General features: G+C 44.2%; 20 protein-coding genes. 6 read left to right on the top strand and 14 right to left on the bottom strand.

The genetic code is table 11. From position 1 onward, the window contains the following. Positions 1-70 precede the first annotated feature (70 nt). From AYW76_RS08945 to AYW76_RS08925, 5 genes are all read left to right on the top strand, one after another. Positions 71-1,192 (top strand): efflux RND transporter periplasmic adaptor subunit, encoded by a 1,122-nt coding sequence (locus tag AYW76_RS08945; protein ID WP_067218713.1) that lies wholly within the window; start codon positions 71-73, stop codon positions 1,190-1,192. Positions 1,193-1,194: 2 nt separating this feature from the next. Next, on the top strand, positions 1,195-4,296 hold the full coding sequence (locus AYW76_RS08940) for an efflux RND transporter permease subunit (protein WP_067218710.1): 3,102 nt from the start codon (positions 1,195-1,197) through the stop codon (positions 4,294-4,296). Positions 4,297-4,401: 105 nt separating this feature from the next. Next, positions 4,402-5,172: a motility protein A gene (locus AYW76_RS08935; protein WP_067038268.1), complete on the top strand. Its 771-nt coding sequence runs from the start codon at positions 4,402-4,404 to the stop codon at positions 5,170-5,172. Positions 5,173-5,174: 2 nt separating this feature from the next. Then, positions 5,175-5,954, top strand: a complete 780-nt coding sequence (locus AYW76_RS08930) for an OmpA/MotB family protein (protein ID WP_067038269.1) — start codon at positions 5,175-5,177, stop codon at positions 5,952-5,954. 38 nt (positions 5,955-5,992) lie between these two features. Continuing rightward, positions 5,993-6,403 carry a PilZ domain-containing protein gene (locus tag AYW76_RS08925; RefSeq protein ID WP_067218706.1) on the top strand — a complete coding sequence of 137 codons (411 nt, stop codon included), beginning with the start codon at positions 5,993-5,995 and terminating at the stop codon, positions 6,401-6,403. Between the two features lie 65 nt (positions 6,404-6,468). Here the strand turns inward: AYW76_RS08925 and AYW76_RS08920 are convergent, their stop codons facing one another. From AYW76_RS08920 to AYW76_RS08860, 13 genes are all read right to left on the bottom strand, one after another. Continuing rightward, a complete protein-coding gene (locus tag AYW76_RS08920; protein ID WP_067218702.1) occupies positions 6,469-7,641 on the bottom strand; it encodes an O-succinylhomoserine sulfhydrylase in 1,173 nt (390 codons plus the stop codon). Between the two features lie 93 nt (positions 7,642-7,734). After that, positions 7,735-9,243 (bottom strand): amidophosphoribosyltransferase, encoded by a 1,509-nt coding sequence (gene purF / locus AYW76_RS08915; protein WP_067218699.1) that lies wholly within the window; start codon positions 9,241-9,243, stop codon positions 7,735-7,737. A 67-nt stretch (positions 9,244-9,310) separates the two neighbouring features. Beyond that, the gene (locus tag AYW76_RS08910; RefSeq protein ID WP_067218696.1) at positions 9,311-9,844 is read right to left on the bottom strand and encodes a CvpA family protein; all 534 of its coding nucleotides are present in this window, start codon (positions 9,842-9,844) and stop codon (positions 9,311-9,313) included. 70 nt (positions 9,845-9,914) lie between these two features. After that, a complete protein-coding gene (locus AYW76_RS08905) occupies positions 9,915-10,499 on the bottom strand; it encodes an SPOR domain-containing protein (RefSeq protein ID WP_231872580.1) in 585 nt (194 codons plus the stop codon). A 15-nt stretch (positions 10,500-10,514) separates the two neighbouring features. Further along, positions 10,515-11,735 (bottom strand): bifunctional tetrahydrofolate synthase/dihydrofolate synthase, encoded by a 1,221-nt coding sequence (folC, locus tag AYW76_RS08900; protein WP_067218694.1) that lies wholly within the window; start codon positions 11,733-11,735, stop codon positions 10,515-10,517. 4 nt (positions 11,736-11,739) lie between these two features. Continuing rightward, positions 11,740-12,606: an acetyl-CoA carboxylase, carboxyltransferase subunit beta gene (gene accD / locus AYW76_RS08895; protein WP_067038275.1), complete on the bottom strand. Its 867-nt coding sequence runs from the start codon at positions 12,604-12,606 to the stop codon at positions 11,740-11,742. Positions 12,607-13,129: 523 nt separating this feature from the next. Continuing rightward, positions 13,130-13,759 carry a phosphoribosylanthranilate isomerase gene (locus AYW76_RS08890; RefSeq protein WP_067218690.1) on the bottom strand — a complete coding sequence of 210 codons (630 nt, stop codon included), beginning with the start codon at positions 13,757-13,759 and terminating at the stop codon, positions 13,130-13,132. After that, the gene (gene truA, locus AYW76_RS08885) at positions 13,743-14,570 is read right to left on the bottom strand and encodes a tRNA pseudouridine(38-40) synthase TruA (RefSeq protein ID WP_067038277.1); all 828 of its coding nucleotides are present in this window, start codon (positions 14,568-14,570) and stop codon (positions 13,743-13,745) included. Before truA ends, AYW76_RS08890 begins: the two co-directional genes overlap by 17 nt. Beyond that, the gene (locus tag AYW76_RS08880) at positions 14,563-16,881 is read right to left on the bottom strand and encodes a FimV/HubP family polar landmark protein (protein ID WP_067218688.1); all 2,319 of its coding nucleotides are present in this window, start codon (positions 16,879-16,881) and stop codon (positions 14,563-14,565) included. Before AYW76_RS08880 ends, truA begins: the two co-directional genes overlap by 8 nt. Before the next feature lie 111 nt (positions 16,882-16,992). After that, positions 16,993-17,736, bottom strand: a complete 744-nt coding sequence (locus AYW76_RS08875; RefSeq protein WP_231872579.1) for an EAL domain-containing protein — start codon at positions 17,734-17,736, stop codon at positions 16,993-16,995. Between the two features lie 152 nt (positions 17,737-17,888). Then, positions 17,889-19,523, bottom strand: coding sequence for a chaperonin GroEL (gene groL, locus AYW76_RS08870; RefSeq protein WP_067038280.1), 1,635 nt, complete (start codon positions 19,521-19,523; stop codon positions 17,889-17,891). A 58-nt stretch (positions 19,524-19,581) separates the two neighbouring features. Beyond that, positions 19,582-19,872 (bottom strand): co-chaperone GroES, encoded by a 291-nt coding sequence (locus tag AYW76_RS08865; RefSeq protein ID WP_067038281.1) that lies wholly within the window; start codon positions 19,870-19,872, stop codon positions 19,582-19,584. 128 nt (positions 19,873-20,000) lie between these two features. Then, a complete protein-coding gene (locus AYW76_RS08860; RefSeq protein ID WP_067218684.1) occupies positions 20,001-20,498 on the bottom strand; it encodes an FxsA family protein in 498 nt (165 codons plus the stop codon). 48 nt (positions 20,499-20,546) lie between these two features. On the opposite strand from AYW76_RS08860, the gene AYW76_RS08855 reads away from it, so the two are divergent. Beyond that, positions 20,547-20,858, top strand: coding sequence for an MGMT family protein (locus AYW76_RS08855; protein WP_067218681.1), 312 nt, complete (start codon positions 20,547-20,549; stop codon positions 20,856-20,858). Between the two features lie 31 nt (positions 20,859-20,889). Here AYW76_RS08855 and AYW76_RS08850 read toward each other — a convergent pair whose 3' ends face one another. Further along, the gene (locus AYW76_RS08850; RefSeq protein ID WP_067038328.1) at positions 20,890-21,375 is read right to left on the bottom strand and encodes a YajQ family cyclic di-GMP-binding protein; all 486 of its coding nucleotides are present in this window, start codon (positions 21,373-21,375) and stop codon (positions 20,890-20,892) included. Between the last annotated feature and the right edge of the window lie 7 nt (positions 21,376-21,382).

Genomic DNA, 21,382 nt, shown 5'->3' with positions numbered 1-21,382 from the left:
CAGAATCCCATATAAGCCGCTTATAATTTGCACAATAATAATAGCCATAGCTTATTTGATGGAGTTCAGCATGACGAGCAAACTAAAACAGGGGCCTATTTTAGCGTTAGGTATTGCTGCAATAGCTATTATATGGATGTTTGCAGGGGGTCATGGCATCACACATGCTCAATCAAGCCAAGATAAAGAACCTCAAAAAGTTGAAAAGAGCCCGATCAATGAGTCTAAAAAGTCTGTTACTTCAACCTTATTTAAAGTACAGACAAAAATAAGCCATGCTCAAATGGTACAGGACACATTGCAATTGAGTGGTCAAACAGAAGCAAATCAAACTCTCTCAATTACCGCACAAAGCGCCGGTCGCGTTACCTCAGTAAATGCCAGACAAGGCGACATTATTCAATCAGGCACTACCCTAGTGACCATAGATGACCGAGCTCTTCGTTCTAAAATTCAATATGCTAAGGCATTGATCAAACAAAATACATTAGAGCTTGAAGGTATACGACGCCTGACCTCACAAAAGCTCTCTTCAGACGTCAGCGCTGCTTCTGCTGAAGCAAAGCTAGCGGACGCAAAAGCGAATTTAACCGCACTTCAGGTGGATCTTGAGAATCGTCACATTACAGCGCCATTCTCCGGCTCTATTAATGAAATGTCGATTCAAACAGATCAATGGTTAAATGCAGGCGAGCACGTGGCAGACATCATCGATTTATCACCCTTAAAGGTCACCGCGAATGTACCGCAAATCCATTTAACAGATATCGGATTAGATCGTGCCGTGACCATTGAAATTAATAGCGATCAACGTGCGCTAGGCAACATTAGCTTTATCAGCAAACTGGCCGACACCCGTACACGAACTATCCCCATAGAAGTTGAAATCCCTAATTCTGATGGCCGTATCTCAGCAGGTCTTAGCGCGACCCTACTCATACCATTGTCCGAAACCTTAGCCCATAAACTTTCCCCTGCCTTACTGAGCATAAACAAAGACGGCCAAATGTCCGTTAAAACGGTTTCAGAAAACAACCTTGTTGAATCTCATGAGGTGATTGTGGTTCGCTCCGATCGGGATCATGTTTATGTAAAAGGCCTGCCTAACACCGTGACGCTTATTACGACTGGACAAGGGTTTGTCAGCGCAGGTGATACAGTCGCAACACAACCTGTAGAGGGTAATGAGTAGTCATGAATGCCATCATTAATGCCGCCCTCTCTCGTTCACGAACAGTCTTATTATTGTTCGCTCTGATTATTATATCGGGGACCGTTTCTTACATTGAGATTCCAAAAGAAAGCACACCTGACATCACCATACCTATGGCCTATGTCTCTGTTTCTCTAGAAGGTATCTCACCAGAAGACTCCGATAGCCTTTTAGTTCATCCTCTTGAACAAGAACTGCGCGGCGTAGAAGGCTTAAAGGAGATTCGATCAACGGCTTCTGAAGGCCACGCATCGCTTATTTTAGAATTTCTCTCCGGTGTCGACATCGATCAGGCCATTATAGACACCAAAGACAAAGTAGATCGAGCCAAAAGCGAACTCCCTACCGATGCAGAGGAACCCACCGTTACAGAGATCAATTTATCGACTTTCCCGGTTATTCGGATCAACCTATATGGCAACCTAGAGTTTGCCACCTTAAGCCGTATTGCTAACCGTCTTCAGGACGACATTGAATCCGTTGAAGGTGTATTAGAGGCGAAAATAAGTGGCGATCGTGACCAACAAGCGGAAATCATTATTGATCAGGAAAAGATCGATAGTTATGAATTGTCTTTAAGCGAAGTGGCAACCTTACTTTCTTCGAACAACCGTTTGGTGGCAGCCGGTAATTTGGACACAGGTGCAGGACGATTTCCTATCAAAGTCCCAGGACTACTGAAAACCGAGCAAGATATCATGAATCTGCCGGTTAAAGTTTCTGAGCAACAAATTGTACAATTGAAAGACATCGCCGTTGGTGAGTTGACCTTTGAAGACGCCCACAGCTATGCACGAGCAAATGGTCAACCCAGCATTACACTCGCGGTATCCAAACGTGTAGGCGCCAACATTATCGATACCATTGATGCGGTTAAACACGTCGTGGAGCAGAGCCAATCTAACTGGCCTAGCGAGTTACAATACAGCATCACTCAAGACCAATCTGAAGAAATCGAAACCTCGCTGAATGATCTGTTTAATAACGTTTTAGCCGCGACTTTATTAGTGATGATTGTCATCGTTTGGGCACTTGGGCTGCGCTCCGCTATTCTTGTTGGCCTCGCTATTCCCGGCGCATTCTTAACAGGTATTCTGTTACTCAACATACAGGGCTTCACTATTAACATGGTGGTTCTGTTTGCGCTTATCCTCAGCGTCGGCATGCTGGTAGACGGTGCCATTGTCGTCATAGAGTATGCTGACAGAAAGTTAGCGGAAGGCCGCACTAAGCAACAAGCGTATGGTGAAGCCGCCAAGCGCATGGCATGGCCTATTATCGCATCCACAGCTACAACCATCGCGGTCTTTATGCCACTAATGTTTTGGCCCGACATTGTCGGCGAGTTTATGCGTTACCTACCTATCACTGTGATTGCTACATTAGCGGCTTCACTTTTGATGGCGCTTATTCTCCTTCCTACCTTGGGCGCAATTATTGGTAGGAGCAATCCTAACAATCAATCGCTTATGGCCGCTCCCGAGATTCATGAAAGAAGCGACTTAAAAAAGTTGACTGGCCTCGCAGGCATGTACGGCCGCTTGCTAACACGTTTAGTAGAGCACCCCATTTTAGTACTTTTAACCGCGATTATTATGCTCATCGCGGCCGTCTTTCTATATATAAGCTTCGGCAAGGGCGTTGAATTCTTTCCCAACGTTGAACCCGAAGTTGCCAACTTGGAGGTACGTGCCAGAGGTGATTTAGCGTTAGCTGAAAAAGATGCCTTAGTTCGCCAAGTGGAACTTAAAGTACTTCCATTTAAAGAATTAAAAAGCGTCGTCAGTACCACCTACAGCACACCACCAGATAATGGTTCAGCCGATGCCATTGGCACCATTACCATGGAATTCATTGACTGGCACGAACGCCGCCCTGCCAGCGAGATTTTAGAAGATGTACGTCAACAGGCTCAGTCTATAGCAGGTATTAAAGTCACCACAGTAGTTGAGCAAGGCGGACCACAGTCCGGTTCAGATATTGAGCTGCAGCTATCTTCTAATTTTAGCTCTGTCCTTAATGCTTCCGCTGATCGAATCGTGTCAGAGCTTCAAGCTCAGCCCGAAATCATTTCGGTTAGCGATGACCGTTCTCTTCCTGGAATAGAGTGGCGTTTAGAAATCGACCGAGCGGAAGCCAGTAAATACAATGTCAGCGTTGATATGCTTGGCAATGTGGTTAAGCTGGTAACCACTGGCATCACTCTTGGAGATTTCCTTCCAGATGGCGCGCAGGACAAAATCGATATCGTACTTCGATTCCCAAAAAATGAGCGAACGTTAGATCAACTTGATCAACTGCACATTACAACTGCGCTTGGTATCGTTCCGATCAGTAATTTTGTCAAGCGTGTTGCGGCGCCTAAACAAGGCTACATTCATCGAGTGGATGGTAAACGCGCCATCAAAATATCTGCCGACGTTAAAGATGGACTGGTTGTTGATCAAGTTATCCAAGGCTTTAAACGTAAACTTGAACAGGCCAATTTGCCAGAAGACCTTACTTACGAATTTCGAGGCAATACAGAAGAGCAAGAAAAAGCAGGCGTATTCTTAACTAAGGCCTTTGGGGTAGCATTTTTCATAATGGCCATCATTCTTGTCACCCAGTTTAATAATTTCTTTCAGTGTTTGTTGATTTTAAGTGCCGTAGTATTTTCAACCATGGGTGTTTTTCTAGGGCTATTAATCAAGAGTGAGCCATTTGGTATTGTAATGAGTGGCGTGGGCACCATTGCATTGGCTGGGGTCGTTGTGAACAATAATATCGTTTTAATAGATACGTTTAATGGCCTAAAAGCGTTAGGGCTATCCGCCAAAGAGGCCGCCATTCGTACCGGTGTACAACGCTTAAGGCCAGTATTGTTAACCACCATCACGACTGTACTCGGTCTGCTGCCGATGGTTTTTCAACTAAACATTGATTTCATTCATCAAGAGCTGAGTATCGGCGCACCCTCTTCACAATGGTGGACACAACTTTCAACAGCCATTGCTGGTGGGCTTGCTTTCGCTACGCCGCTAACACTTTTATTAACGCCATGTTTGCTGGTACTTGGTGCACGAAAACTCAATAAGCCTTGATTATGTAAACAATATGTACAAAAAACTTACATTTTACACTTGTGGTGTGTTTATGCCCTATACATAATGGGATTATTCTTTCGTAAAAATTAGGCAGTTACATCGATGGATTTTGCATCATTTATAGGAATAATATCTGGTATTGCTTTAATCGTGTCCGCCATTTTCCTTGGCAGTAGCGATTTCACAATATTCATCAACGTACCAGGCATCATGATTGTTATTGGAGGCACCATAGCGGCCACACTGCTTACCTTCCAATTTAAAGACACAATGGCAGCCCTAAGAGCAATGTTCATTGTCTTTGCTCAAGATAAGCAAGACCCTCAAGCGATGATTCAAACCATGCTGCAGTTGACAAAGGTAGCACGCCGCGAAGGCTTGATTGCCTTAAGTCGTGTCGATGCTGATTCACCCTTTTTAAAACGTGCTCTTGCCATGGCGTCCGATGCCTCAGACGAAGACTACATTCGCAACACCCTTCAAGCAGACATTGATTCACTTAAAATGCGTCATTACGTTGTCCAAGATGTTTTTAAAAAAATGGGCACCTACGCGCCCGCCTTCGGTATGCTCGGTACATTGATCGGCTTGATTCAAATGCTTTCTCAACTGGACAACCCTGAAAGTATCGGCCCCTCTATGGCTGTTGCACTACTTACTACATTTTATGGTTCGCTTTTAGCAACGGTAATTTTTAACCCTATTGCCGGTAAACTTAAGGCCCGGACCATTCTCGAAATTCAAACGCTAGAGATTATTCGTGATGGTACGGTCAGCTTATTAGGCAGTAACAATTACCTTGCCGTATACGAACGACTTTCTTCTTACATCCCAGCGCACCAGCGCAAACCTGCGGGAATGGGCGGAGATTAGCCATGTCTGACCCTTTATTTGAAGATGATGAAACCGCTGGCTGGATATTTACCTTTGCAGATTTAATGTCATTGCTACTGGTGTTTTTCATCTTGCTTTACAGTTTATCAAGAATGACAGAAACCACCCTAGTGGCCGCACTTTCGTCTATTCAGATCGCTCTGAATAGTAATGGCGCTCTCGTTCGCCAAGAGCCGCTTAAGTATTCTGGTGGTGGCACTGAAACCATCAAACCGGCTGAACCTCAAATGGCGACCAATGAACAACTCACTTACGCCAAGGACCCTATTGATGAGGAAGTTCGTGAAGAGGTAAACGAAATTGCCAATGACGTTATGAGTAAATTTGTCGCGAACAACCTAGAAAACCAAGTCGCCGTATTCGAAGATGGTGAAAAAATCACCATCCGCATCGATGGACACTCTTTATTTGAATCAGGTGAATCAGACATTCTTTACAGTGCTGAACCTATCTACGAAACACTGCTTGGTATTTTTAATCGGTACCCTGATTACAATATCAATATCAAAGGGCATACTGATAATATCCCTATTCGTACTGCTCGGTTCCCGAGTAACTGGGAATTATCTGCGATTCGAGCCACCACAACTTTACGATACTTTTTGGAGAACGGTATTCCGCCAGAAAGAATGACAGCCACTGGTTATGCTGACAGCATTCCATTAGTTCGCAATGATACCGAAGAACATCGAGCACTGAATCGTCGTGTCGAGTTTGTCTTACAACGTGATAAAGACAAACCCATAAATGGTGATAATTAGAATATGCAAAACTACATCGGTTTAATGAGAGCGCCTAGATGAGTGGCGATCAAAACTTTGAATATCAATCCAGCGAACGTCGCAATGCTGTTAGGGTCATTCCAAAAGGACATACACTAACATTTGATGGTGGTATATATAAGCTTGACTGCGTTGACATCAGCGTGGATGGTGTCGCCCTAGCAAGTGATCTAGATTTAGCCATTGAAGCCGGAGAGCAAATCGCGTTTATTATGGACGAAAATGATCGTGTCATCGGCCAGGTTAAGGCAAAACTTATTTATAAGAAGCCTGGTCGTTCTGGCTGGATGTTTACTGCCATAGAAGAGCAAGTCTCCGAATTTATCGACGAGTTAGTGCTTGAAACTCAAAAATCAGTACTACGTACAGCAGCATCTACAAGGCGAGAAGAACAAGAAAAAATTATTTTAGATCAAGAAGACGAATAACAAACAACTTGATCACAAAAAAGAGCAGACTGAGCTGCTCTTTTTTATTCGCTAAAACCTTTGCTTTATACTTGTGCCAAAGCTTGTTCAACATCAGCAATAATATCGTCGATATCTTCAAGACCTACAGAAAGACGAACAAGCCCCTCTTTGATACCTGCTTTGTCTTTTTCGTCATCCGTCAAACGACCATGTGTTGTGGTCGCTGGATGCGTTACAAGCGTTTTAGTATCACCTAAGTTACCGGTAATTGACATCAACTTAACATTATCGATAAAGGTCCAGGCAGCCTCTCGCCCACCTTCCAACTCAAATGACATAACGCCACCAAAGTCTTTTTGCTGCAATTTGGCCAGCTCATGGTATTTGTGAGAGGGTAAACCACCATAGTTCACTTTAGTTACTTTAGGATGCTTCTCTAGGTGCTCAGCTAACGCCATCGCATTACCTGAATGGGCCTTCATGCGTAAACTCAATGTCTCCAAGCCATTCAGCAATACCCAAGCATTAAACGGGCTCATCGTCGGCCCTGCACTGCGCATGAAAGCAACAAACTGAGCAACAATTTCTTTTGACGCTATCAGTGCTCCACCTAAGCAACGACCCTGCCCATCAATAAACTTCGTCGCCGATTGCATAACAATATCAGCGCCCTGAGTCAGTGGGTTTTGTAACGCTGGAGTCGCCAATACGGTATCAACACAAAGTAGAGCGCCTTTTTCGTGAGCAAGCTCAGATACTTTAGCAACATCGACGACTTCATAAAGAGGATTAGATGGTGTTTCGAAGTAGCATAGGCGGGTATTTTCGTTGATCTCACGTTCCCAAGCTTCATAATCTGTGGCATCTACATAGGCAATTTCAACGTTGTATTTAGCCATGTAAGCATTAAAAAACTTCACGGTGGAACCAAAAATATTACGCGAGCAAACCACCTTGTCACCAGCTTTCAGTAGCGAGTAACCCAACGTCATTAGTGCCGCCATACCAGATGAAGTCGCAACCGCAGCCTCACCTTTCTCTAGAGCCGCCAAGCGCTTTTCAAACATCTCAACGGTTGGATTAGTAAAGCGTGAATAGACATTACCCTCTAGTTCACCGCAAAACTTTCCTGCCGCTTCCGCCGCACTAGAATACGCAAAGCTAGAGGTCATAAAAATCGCTTCGCTATTTTCTTGCTCTTGGGTTTGACGAATACCCGCTCGAATTGCGAGCGTCGCATCTTTATATTCAGACATGGGTCACTCCAAGTTGACTCTTTATAAACAACTAAGCCAGGTATTATACCTGGCTTAGTATCAGCAAAAACAAACGATCACTAAGCCAATGAATTACATTGGGTGCATTAGATCATTATTTGTCGCATTCTCAGCAGATGATTTGCTTGAATCACTTCGAGCATCTGCAAGATTTTGAAGATACGCGGCATCAATATTGCCAGTAATGTAACGGCCGTCAAATACAGATGTATCGAATTCACGAACATCAGAGTGTTTCTCATCAATACATGCCGCAATCAGATCATCCAAATCTTGGAATATCAAACGGTCTGCACCAATCAATTCACAGATTTCATCGACGTTACGATTATAAGCAATCAATTCTGTAGCAGCGGGCATATCAATACCATAAACATTCGGGTATCGAACTTCTGGCGCTGCAGACGCTAAATACACTTTTTTAGCTCCCGCTTCACGAGCCATTTCAATGATTTCTTGGCTGGTTGTACCACGAACAATTGAATCATCAACCAGCAAAACATTTTTGTCTTTAAACTCAAATGGTACTGGATTCAGCTTTTGACGGACGGACTTCTTGCGAATCGTCTGCCCTGGCATAATGAAAGTACGGCCAATGTAACGATTCTTGACCAAGCCCTCACGGAATGGAATATCCAATTCTTGCGCAATCTGCAATGCTGCAGTACGGCTAGTGTCAGGAATTGGAATAACAACATCAATATCATGATCCGCCCATTCACGCTTAATTTTGGCTGCTAGACGATCACCTTGGTTAATACGAGCTTTGTAAACCGAAATATTGTCGATCACAGTGTCTGGACGAGCAAAATATACGTACTCAAACAGACATGGACGTGGCACCTTAGCTTCCGTGCACTGACGTTGATGTACTTTATGCTTGATATCAAAGAAAAGCGCTTCGCCTGGGCGAATATCACGTTCAATTTTGAAACCTGCTGCATCCAGCGCAACGCTTTCAGAGGCAACCATGTACTCAGTACCGTTTTCAGTTTCTTTTGATCCGTAGATAAGTGGGCGAATACCATCAGGATCGCGAAACGCAAGAATACCGTATCCAGTGATCAAAGCAACAACGGCATAACCACCTTCAATACGCTTATAGACGCGCTCTAAAGCATTAAAGATATCTTCTGGTGTTGGAACCAGCTTTCCTTCTTCATGTAACTCATGAGCCAAGACATTTACCAGCACTTCTGAATCAGACGTTGTGTTGACATGACGTAGGTCTGACTCAAACACTTCACGCTTAAGTTTAGCCGTGTTGGTCAAGTTACCATTATGAGCAAGAGAAATACCATATGGAGAGTTCACATAAAACGGTTGGGCTTCAGCTGAACTCGACGTACCAGCAGTCGGATAACGTGCGTGGCCAATACCAATATTGCCATGAAGTTTCTTCATGTGTCGTGTGCGAAACACTTCACTTACTGGACCGTTATCTTTGCGCAAGCATAATAATCCATTATGGCTTGTAACCATTCCCGCAGCGTCCTGACCGCGATGCTGAAGAACCGTAAGAGCGTCAAAGATGGCTTGATTAACCATCGACGTGGCTACTACACCAACGATACCACACATGTATATATACCTCGTGATTTGGGGAAACGACTTTGCCGTCTATTTAAAACTTCACACAAACGTGTGATTAACTATTCAAAGCACGATCGATAAGAGAAGAGTCAAATACCTCACTCCCTCTGCCTAACATCTCACGTAGCCAATCTTTTAATACAACGAGCTGCGGAACAAGCTGAGAAGATTTCCACATATCAGACTTCTCGATGGCAGGACTTAAACTCAAAAGAGAGATAAATGCCACTACAATCAACGCACCTCGAACAAAACCAAATAACATACCAATCACACGATCAGTACTGCTTAAACCAGTGGCTTGCACTAGTGAACCTAAAATAAGGCTGACCAATGCACCAATAACTAATGTTGCGATAAATAATCCAATAAACGCGACGATGTAGCGTATTTGATCATTTTGGACCTGATCAATTAACAAGGTCTGCAAGGGCGTTGTGAACTTTACCGCAACGATAAAGGCTACTACCCAAGTTACCAAAGACATGACTTCTTTAATAAAACCGCGTTTTAAGCTCAGAAGAGACGACAACACCACTACCGCAATGATTAACCAATCAAGCGTTGAAATCGATTGTATATGTTCCACGCTTACCTCTTACTAATGCTGCGCAGTTTACCAAAAGTTCACGTTAATCCAAGCAACCAACGAGTAACTATTACGAATTTGGAGAATATTTGACAACAATTCCGCTGAGCTTAAATTCCTTAAGAACTTTGCTTTTCATTTTCTCTGAAGCTTCACGCTTTAATTCGGGTCCGACAAATACTTTAAATAAAGAATTACTGGTCATGACATAAGCAGGATAACCAGCGTCCTGTAAACGCTTTAGCGTTCGTGATGCATTATCTTTTTTACCAAAGGTCGCTACCTGCAACGTCCACCGCTCGCCAATAGGCGCCACCTCCTTCTTCACCGTCGCAGGTTTCTCTACCGGAGCCACTTGCTTAACTTCAGGAATTGGTTCTGCCTGCTGTACCACCTTGGGAGTCTCTTCAGGCTCAGAGATCAACTGGATAGTATTTGGGTCAGGGAATTCTTCGGTATCATCCGTCAATTCATCAACTGGCTCTACAGGCGCAATCACAACCTCTGGAAATGAAGGCTTCTCTGGCACAGTGATCTGTACGTCCAAAGACGTAGGGCGTTCACCATCAAGCACAAGCGGTAATAACACCGCCGCAGATACCATTAACAGGCCAGCACCGATTAAGCGATATTTTGACTTAGCATCTAGCATCATGAGCTTCCCCTTTGTTTACAGAGTCGATAAATACTCAGAAACGGTGACAAAAGAACCAAATACAATCACAGTTGCCCCTTGCTGACGCGCTGAGTCTTTTGCCACAGTCAACGCGGACAAAATATCATGGTAACTGTTTGAGTGATTTACATAGGGCGCAAGCTCTGCCGCCTTCGCACCGCGGACTCCAGGCAAATCCAAGAAGTGCCACTCTGAAAAACTGTCCTTTAATGTTCCTAATACACTGCTAATATCTTTATCTTTAAGCATGCCACAAACAGCAATAACAGGCGTGTTCAAACGCGCCACTTGCTGCTTAAGTTGCTGCGCAGCCTCGGGATTATGAGCAACATCGATGTAAAGCGCGGGGCTCGACTCGACTTGCTGAAAACGTCCTAGCAAGCTTGCTTCTGTAAACATTTGAGTAAGTGACTCAACGTCTACGTCAATATCAAGCTGCAGCAAAACAGCAATGACAGTCGCTGCATTTTCAAGCGGCAACTTAGGCAGCGGTAGGCTTTCAAATGAACGACCAAAGCCACTCCAATTCCATACATTATCAAATTGAGTGAACGTAAAGTCTTTGTGCTTTTGAAAAAGAGGCGCGCCAGTTTCTTCTGCCACTGCAGCAATAGATGTTGGTGGATTGACTACACCACTGATAACAGGTTTGCCCGCACGCGCAATTCCGGTCTTTTCACGACCAATAACGTCGATAGAATCACCTAACCAATCAATGTGATCAAGCGCAATAGAGGTAACAACCGCGATATCTGTATCGACCATATTCACCGAGTCAAGACGTCCACCGAGTCCAACCTCGAGCACCCAATAATCTAGCTCTAGGCGATCAAACACCCAAAGTGCAGCGATCGTTGAAAACTCAAAGTAAGTTAAAGGTGTATCACCGCGCGCAGCTTCGATAACAGAAAAGGCTTCACACAAAAGCTCGTCAGGACATTCCTGTTCATTAATTGCTACACGCTCATTGAATCGCAAAAAATGCGGCGATGTGTACGTTCCTACTTTGAAACCGGCATCACATAAATACCGAGTCAACATCGTACAGGTTGAGCCTTTACCATTCGTACCAGCAACGGTGATGACTTTTGCCTTAGGTCGACCTAGTTGTAGTTTATCTAGAACGGACTGGCCTCGGGCAAGGCCAAGTTCGATTTCAGAAGGGTGTTGGCTCTCGATATATGAGAGCCAACCTTCAAGAGATGTTGATGACATTCAGTTAAGCTGCTTTATGAGTCAAAATCGATAGGATGTTATACAAACGATCACGCAAGTCTTCACGCTTTATGATCATATCCAAAGCGCCCTTATCCAAAAGAAATTCAGAGCGCTGGAAGCCTTCCGGCAATTTTTCGCGAACAGTTTGCTCTATCACTCGAGGCCCAGCAAAACCAATTAATGCATTTGGTTCAGCAACATTTAAGTCGCCTAGCATAGCCAATGATGCGGATACACCTCCAAAAACAGGGTCTGTCATTGCAGAAATGTAAGGAATACCTTGTTGCTTCATGCGCTCAAGTGCCGCACTTGTTTTAGCCATTTGCATCAAAGAAATAAGTGCTTCTTGCATACGAGCACCACCCGAGGCAGAGAAACAAACCAACGGTATATTTTTCTCAAGACAAACATTCGCCGCCTGAACAAACTTCTCGCCAACAATCGCACCCATAGAGCCACCTAAGAAGTTAAACTCAAACGCAACCGCGACAACAGGCATGCCATTCAAAGTACCTTCCATTGCAACTAAAGCATCCTTTTCACCTGTTGCTTTTTGTGCGGCAACTAAACGATCTTTGTAGCGCTTAGAATCTTTAAACTTCAATTTATCTTCAGGTTCAAGCTGAGCAGCGATTTCTGTACGGCCTTCTTTATCCAAGAAAATATCTAAACGGCGTCGGGCACTGACACGCATGTGATGCTCACATTTAGGACAAACATCTAAGTTCTTTTCAAGCTCTGGACGATATAAAACGTTGTCGCACTTTGGGCACTTCTTCCAAAGACCTTCAGGCACACTGCCTTGTTGTGCACGCTTCGTTTCATTACGCATGATCGAAGGAACAAATTTATCTAGCCAACTGCTCATTTAACTCTCCAAAATATTAACAAACTGATGCCTATTGCTTATTTATCCAGTTCCGAACGCATCGGGGAAAAATAGCCTGCAAGGCAACAGCATCCTGATTTTGTGTGCGACGTTTGGCTTTCGCAATGACGCTTACCAAACACTACCGACGATTATACCGCCTAAACATTGACTTGATGCACACGCTATTTTCGTATTACGAACATCAACGCCAATATCAATCGGTAGGCCTATATTTTTTTGCAAAGATTAGACATTCATATCTGCGCCGCTTGCATTCAAAGATGCAAACATAGCATTCCTTTAATGGAGACACTTTAACACTGTCTTTATACCTGTAAGCAAATTCTCGTTGCTCAATAAACGATGTCATAGGCATTAAAGGCAAATCAAATCAATGCAGTTAATTTAAACGCATTCTACTACATCTATCGTCCATTCTGGAGTCATATTGACGAATAAAATGCTATCAAACGCAACCTTCCGGTCATCAATGAATGCTCAATAACAACACCGTCTTTTTTTAAAGCACAGGAAGAAGACCTTTTGCTCGTTTTATAAACAGGACCACTTTATCTGGATCTTTAAGCCCTTTTTCTTTCTCCACACCGCCACTTACATCTACAGCATAGGGACGAACGGCTTGAACCGCTTCTGCAACATTATCAACTGTCAAACCGCCTGCCAAAATAACAGGTTTTGCCAAGTTTTCAGGAATCAAATGCCAATCAAATGTTTCACCAGTGCCGCCTGGAACGCCCGGTTTATAAGCATCCAAAAGTATCGCTAATGCCTCAGAGTAACGCTCAACCTCAACCTGCAAGTCTACCTCAGGCTTCATGCGAATGGCTTTATAGAAAGGTACAGCGTATTTAGCACAACTCTCTGGAGATTCATCACCGTGAAACTGAATAATCCATCGCTTACTGCCTGATATTAACGCATTAACAAGAGATTCATCTGCATTAACGAACAACGCAATTGGCACTACAAAGGGAGGCAGAAGCGCAATAATAGCATTAGCTGCTTCAGGCGAAATATACCTAGGACTCTTGTCATAAAAAACAAAACCTAATGCATCAGCGCCCGCATTCACGGCATGCAGCGCATCCTCTAAACTCGTAATACCACAAATTTTAACGCGGCAATTCATACTCTGGCTCCTCTTTGAACGGTAAAAAATGAGGACCTAATGGTGGTTTAGGGACATTAAAATGACTCGGGTATTCAGCATCAACAAAGTAAAGACCATAAGGCGGCGCTGTCACACCCCCTTTAGAGCGGTCTTTTGCGTCCAATACCTGCTTAGCCCATTCAACCGGCTGCTCACCTGCACCAATCGTCATTAATACGCCGGCAAAATTACGAATCATATGATGCAAAAACGCATTCGCTCTGACATCTAAAACGATGTATTGACCAAACTGATCGACTGAGAAATTCAGGATAGTACGCACTGGACTGTTTGCTTGGCACCCTACCGCTCGATAAGAGGTAAAATCATGCGTACCTTTGAAGTACTCACACGCACGCTGCATCGCAACAACATCTAAGGCTTTATGAGTCCAAGTGACACCTTTACCTATAACTGCTGGGCGGAATTCAGACTGATATATGACATAGCGATAGCGACGGCTTTGCGCACTGAAACGAGCATGAAACTCTGAATCAACAACACGTGCCGCCTTAACTGAAATATCGGGAGGGAGGTTGGTATTAACTCCTAGCGTCCAAGCACGGATAGGTCGCTCGGATTCTGTTTCAAAGTGCACAACCTGCGCACTTGCATGAACACCTGCATCCGTTCTACCCGCACAAATCACGGTAACTGGATGATTTGCTATTTTGCTTAGGGCTTCTTCTAGACATTCTTGAACGGTAGCAACATCAAACTTTTGAGCCTGCCACCCCTTATACACTGCCCCATCGTATTCTACGACAAGGACTACTTTTTGTTTACTCACTTGGGAACATGCGCTCCATCATACTACTGGCTTCGGCAACCTGGCTTTCATTACCAGAATTAATCACATCATCCAGTATAACACGCGCACCCTCTTCATCACCCATATCCATGTAAGCTCGCGCTAAATCAAGCTTTGTTGCCACTTCATCACCGCTAGCGTCGAAGAAATCAATCTCTTCTTCGTCATCATCATCCTCAGACGCAGCATCTTCAGCCGCTTGCTCAGTGCCAAATTCAGGCACATCAAGACCACCAAAGTCGTCTTCTTGCTGAGCTTCAGCCAGCACTTCATCAATACTGTCCGCTAAAGCTGTATCAGGCTCCACATCAAAAACTGCCGACTCATCCACATCGCTCTGCTCATCGTCGGTCAAAAGACTATTGACGAAAGACTCTTCCTCAGAAAAATCTTCTGGAACATCTAAGCTTTCCTCAGCGTCTTCAGCAGGTAAGTCAAGCTCAGCAAGAGTATCTTCTAAATCAAAGCCATTATCTTCAGCATCAAGCACATCATCTTCTACTTCCTCAGTTGACGCATCTCTCTCGAGCACTTCATCAAATGGGTCATCTTCAGGAGCAATCTCAGCGGTTTCTTCTACCTCAAACTCTGCAAACGGGTCATCAGCGGCAGCATCTTCATCTGCCAGCTCATCCATCTCCGCCCCCAGCGCATCCTCAAAATCATCAACTTCTGCACTATCGTCTAACTCGGGGATATCAAATTCATCAAACGCGTCCGTTTCGTCTTCTGTTTCGGGCATCACTTCTGACGATGCAACGGATTCATCAAAACCATCAAAACTATCTTCTTCAGGAACATCTACTTCAAAATCAAAAGCGAACGGATCTTCCTCTTCGATTGGTTCTTCTGCATCTTCAATCGGATCAGGCGTTGCAGCAGGCGCAACAGCTGCCGCAGCCACAGCAGGCGCAACAGCGGCCACAGGGGCCAAATCAAACTCTTGCGTATCGTCTTTTTTCTCTTTATCCGCTTTATTTCGACCGGATCGTTTCATTAACATACCGATCAACAGGCCTATCAACAACAGGACCACACCTGCAATAGACATAATGATAGGATTTCCAAAAATTTTATTCATCCAAGAGGCATCTTCAGCCGCCGCTTGCTCACGACGCAGTTGATCTGCCTCCAGCAGTTGATCAACGGTATTTTTTTGCTCTTGCATAGCCTGCTGAGCGCTGGCGAACTGTCGCTGCAACTCCGCCATTTGCTGGTCTTTCAATGAAATTAGACGTTCCAGTGTCGCTAACTGCTCATTCAATTCACCAAGCTTATCGTTCAATTCAGCTTTTTCACGAGTTTCCTTATCAAGCAACTCATTCGTAGCAGACAACTCGGTTTCTAGTTCACTAATGCGCTGAACATCCGCTTCATTTGAGCTTGCATTTTCTTCCGGCAAAACACTTTGACCAGAGGCAAGCATCAATTTATCTTCAGTTGCTTTAGGCGAAGCTGGTGTAGAGTTCGCTTTTGCCTGAGTATTCATTTGCTCTTTGGACACAATCTCATCAAGGCGCCCAGCTTGCTTTAAAGCCATCCAAGCCGAATGTTGACGTTCAAACTCTTTCTCTGAAGTAGCGCGATTAAATAAGGCTATTTGCTCTTGCGTCGGTAGGCGTAAAACCGCCCCCTCGCGCAATAGATTAATATTGTTTGCATAAAAAGCGTCTTGGTTTAACGCCTGGATCGCCATCATTGTCTGATAAATCGTCAACTGATTATTAGGACGATTAGAACCAGCAATGGACCAAAGGGTGTTACCCTTTTCAACGTTCAGCTCACCTTTTGCTGTAAGCGCTTTAGCTTGAGACGTTTCGCGGCGAAATACTTGATCTTTTGAAGAGGGTGCTTGAGGTGTAACAGATTGAACGACTTCAGGCTGGGATTTTTCCACCAGCGCAGGTTGGTTTAGCGGCGTTCGATATTCGCGAACCACTTGGCCGTTTGGCCAGCGCGCCGCCAACACAAAGTTGAGCTGATTAACCGTTAACGGAGCGTCCGTTTGAATCACTACCGCTAACTGACCATTCTCCCGAACCACATTGAAGTCGAGCTGGGATAATGTACTCGTCAGCGCAATACCAGCTTGTCGGAACTCACTTTCGGAGCCGAGACGAACATTAACGTCACTGGGAGTAAGACCATTAACGTCAGTTAACTGTATGCGCCCACGAAAAGGCTCATCCACCTGAGACTGGGAAGTTAGTTCGCCCAGCTCTAACGCATATCCATTGGACATGTATAGCGCGCTGGATACAGCCAAACTAATCAGCGTTTTTCTGAGCATAAGCTTCCCTTTCTTGTTAAAAACTGACGACAAGTATCGGTCAAGTATCTAATACAGGTCATGATTTATCAATAGCTTTAGAATCAATGGTTTGGCTAATATCAGACTTTCTTAACATTCTGGCATCTTATTGATAAAGTCAGGGCGATATATAAAGCCCTGAACGCAGTCTACACTGAGCATCCTAGCCATTTCTAAATCTGCTTGAGTCTCAACCCCTTCAAGTATAATCTTTTTATTTGTCGTCCGTGCAAACTCAATCATTTGGCGCACAAACTTCATAAACACCTCATTATGCGCCATTCGTAGCACACAACGATCTAGCTTTACCCATTTAACTAACTGCAAAACCGACACTGAAATCATTGAATGGGGATGACACAGATCATCTAAAGCCGTATCGATACCAAGTGCATCAAATGCTTCGATCATCGATAAGCTCATAATGGCATCATTTATCTCTGAGTTTTCAATTAACTCGACCACCACATTGCCCTCCTCTTGACCGCGAATCAGTTGGACAAACGGATTATTATAGACTTCAACATCGGTCGCAAAAAAAGCATCCTGGTCTAAATTTACGAACAAGGTTTCGGGCGGGCGATACTCAAGTTGCAGCTGCTTTTGCGCATACTCAACTTGAAACAGCGTAATAGGGTTTTCATGCAGAGAAGCGTAAACTAAATCGGGACGTATCGCCTCCCCCTCTGAACTGTAAAAGCGCGATAACGCTTCGTAAGCAATGATGTCATTTGTTGACAGATCTACGATTGGCTGATATTCCACACCAAATCGCTTAGATTGAATAATTTCCAATAATACGGATCGACTAAGCGCTCCCTGATTCAAACTCAATGATTTGGCTCCCTATGCTCACATAAAAGCAAAACATAGTAATGAGAATCAATATCATAATCAATGGAAAAGCATAAAAAAGCCCCGCGAAACGCGAGGCCTTTAAAGCATATAAATGCTTTTAAATCAAGAGGTTAATGTGTCCTTTCGGATCACATCATCCCTCCCATTCCACCCATGCCACCCATATCAGGCATAGCAGGAGCGCCTTCTTGAGGAAGGTCAGCAATCATTGCTTCAGTCGTGATCATTAGACCCGCAACCGATGCAGCCGCTTGAAGAGCAGAACGAGTTACTTTAGCTGGGTCAAGGATGCCCATCTCGATCATGTCGCCGTATTCGCCAGTCGCAGCGTTGTAACCGTAGTTACCTTCGCCTTGCTTAACTTTATCTACAACAACAGACGCTTCGTCACCTGCGTTAGATACGATCTGACGCATTGGCGCTTCCATCGCACGTAGTGCTAATGTAATACCAACGTTTTGATCTTCGTTATCGCCACGAAGTTCGCCAAGCTTAGACAATGCGCGAACCAATGCAACACCACCGCCCGCAACAACACCTTCTTCAACCGCTGCACGTGTCGCATGAAGAGCATCGTCTACACGAGCTTTCTTCTCTTTCATTGCCACTTCAGTCGCTGCACCGATCTTGATTACGCCAACACCACCAGCAAGCTTCGCAACGCGCTCTTGTAGCTTTTCTTTGTCGTAATCAGATGTTGAGTTCGCCATTTCAGCGCGGATCTGCTCAACACGAGCATTGATAGAAGCATTGTTACCTGCGCCATCAACGATCGTTGTATTTTCTTTAGTCAAGGTTACACGCTTAGCTGTACCAAGTTGCTCAACTGTTGTGCTCTCCAAAGATAGACCAACTTCTTCAGAAATGACGGTTGCACCAGATAGAATCGCGATGTCTTGTAACATTGCTTTACGACGATCACCGAAACCAGGCGCTTTAGCTGCCGCAACTTTCACAACACCACGCATAGAGTTAACAACAAGTGTTGCCAACGCTTCGCCTTCAACGTCTTCTGCAATAATCAACAGAGGACGAGATGCTTTTGCTGCAGCTTCTAGAGTCGGAAGCAAATCACGGATGTTTGAAATCTTCTTGTCTACCAAAAGGATGAATGGGTTTTCTAGTTCCGCACTCATTGTCTCTTGGTTATTGATGAAGTAAGGAGATAGGTAGCCACGATCAAACTGCATACCTTCAACCACTGCTAGCTCATCTTCAAAACCTGAGCCTTCTTCAACAGTGATAACGCCTTCTTTACCAACACGCTCCATTGCTTCAGCAATGATCTTACCTACTGAATGATCAGAGTTAGCAGAAATAGTACCTACTTGCTCAATCGCACGAGTATCAGAACAAGGCGTAGAAAGCGCAGCGATTTCTTCTACTACGGCATTTGCAGCTTTATCGATACCGCGTTTAAGATCCATTGGGTTACGACCCGCAGCTACCGCTTTAAGACCTTCAGTTACGAAAGCTTGAGCAAGTACTGTCGCTGTTGTCGTACCATCACCTGCAACATCGTTTGCTTGGGAAGAGACTTCTTTAACCATTTGAGCACCCATGTTCTCAAAACGGTCTTCAAGCTCGATCTCTTTGGCTACGGTTACACCATCTTTTGTTACTAGTGGCGCACCGAAAGATTTTTCGATTACAACGTTACGGCCTTTTGGACCTAGCGTTACTTTTACAGCATCAGCAAGGACGTTAACGCCTTTAAGCATTTTTTGGCGAGCGCTGTCTGAGAATTTTACTTCTTTAGCCATTTTCTCTAATCCTAAATTTTATTAATTTTGCTAATCGTTGATTAATCAGAAACAAGACTTAGGCTTCAATTACGCCGTAGATTTCATCTTCTTTCATGATCAGTAACTCTTCTCCGTTTAGCTTAACGGATTGACCTGAATACTGGCCAAACAACACAGTGTCACCAACCTTAACTGCCAATGCTTGCACATCGCCATTAGATTGAATACGACCCGTGCCCACAGCCAAAACTTCACCCTGAGTAGGTTTTTCTGCAGCAGAACCTGGCAGAACGATACCAGACGCAGTTGTTGTTTCTTCTTCTTTACGGCGAACAACGACGCGATCGTGCAAAGGACGAATATTCATTGATCTATATCTCCAAAGTTAATCAATACCAGGACTCCCCTGGCCGGATTAGCCCCACTCTTCTGGTGGGATTCGTTATCGAGTTCGTTAATGTGGTTGCCTAGGAATATTTCAAGGGCCATCAAAAACTATTTTTTCTCGATATGATCGTTTTTTTCTGATCCTGAATCGTTTTTCTCTGACTCTGGCCGGTAATCACCCTCAATAATATTTCCTTGAGTAAAATTACCATTCGCATCACGTTGGCTCCATTGAGCACGCATATTCATACGATTTTTAAGGAAATCTAACGACACTCTAGCAGCAACTGCCTGACGAAACGGCGTAATCAATAGCAATGCACCAAGCGCATCCGTTACAAAGCCTGGAATTAAAAGACAAACACCAGCAAACGCCAACATAATACCTTCGGCCATTTCTGAGGCAGGTAACTCACCACGACGCATCTTCTCTTGAGCCTTCATGGACGTTGCGAAGCCTTGGCGACGGATCAATGTCACACCGATGATGGCGGTTAGAAACACCAAGGCAATCGTTGTAAAACTACCGATTTTAGATCCAACCTGGATCAAAACGCTTAGTTCAACAATAGGAACTAGAATAAACAGCAATAATGCAAAACGCATGTTAACCTTCTTTTCTCTGTTTGTATGATAACTATCTAGGGGTGTTTTTTGGCGAATCAAGAGACCGAAGCATTTAAAGTTCAAGTTCTATTTATTCTTGCACACTTACCCAGCGGAGATGTCATTTCATACGGTGAATTGGCAAAGCAAGCAGGCAATACGCGATACGCGCGCCTTGTAGCTCGAATTTTAAAACACCTCCCTGGCGACACTACCATTCCTTGGCATAGAGTCATTAACAGCAAACAACGCATAAGCTTCAATGAAGGCTCTGATGCATATTTACGTCAAAAGTCTCGTCTTGAAGATGAAGGCTGGGAGGTCTCTGGACAGCGACTCATACAAAAAGAGGCACATTAAGCGCCTCTTTTCTCATTTCGAAACTGTCAAGCTAGTCTCGGAAGTTGTTAAACTGAACTGGCAATTCCAAATCCGCGCCACGCAGTAACTGCATCACTTGCTGCAATTCATCGCGTTTCTTACCCGTTACACGCAATTGCTCGCCTTGAATTTGTGTCTGCACTTTAATTTTGCTGTCTTTAATAATCTTAACGATTTTCTTCGCTTCCGCTTGATCAACACCTTCTTTAAGCTTGATCTCTTGTGTAGCGCGTAAGTTACCTTCAACGATAGGGCCACGTTCTAAGGTTTTTAGATCGATACCACGATTAACCAACTTTTGGCTTAAAATATCCATCATTTGGTTTAACTGCATTTCAGCCTTTGCCTCAAGCACAACAGCTTGCTTATCTTTGATCGTGAAACTTGCATCAACACCCTTAAAGTCGTAGCGTGTTATTACTTCACGATTAGATTGGTCTACGGCATTCGTTACTTCATGCCAATTTAATTCAGAAACAATGTCAAAAGATGGCATAATGGCC

It is taken from the genome of Marinomonas gallaica (assembly GCF_001639745.1).
Classification (GTDB): domain Bacteria; phylum Pseudomonadota; class Gammaproteobacteria; order Pseudomonadales; family Marinomonadaceae; genus Marinomonas; species Marinomonas gallaica.
This window is presented reverse-complemented; position numbering and strand designations above follow the sequence as displayed.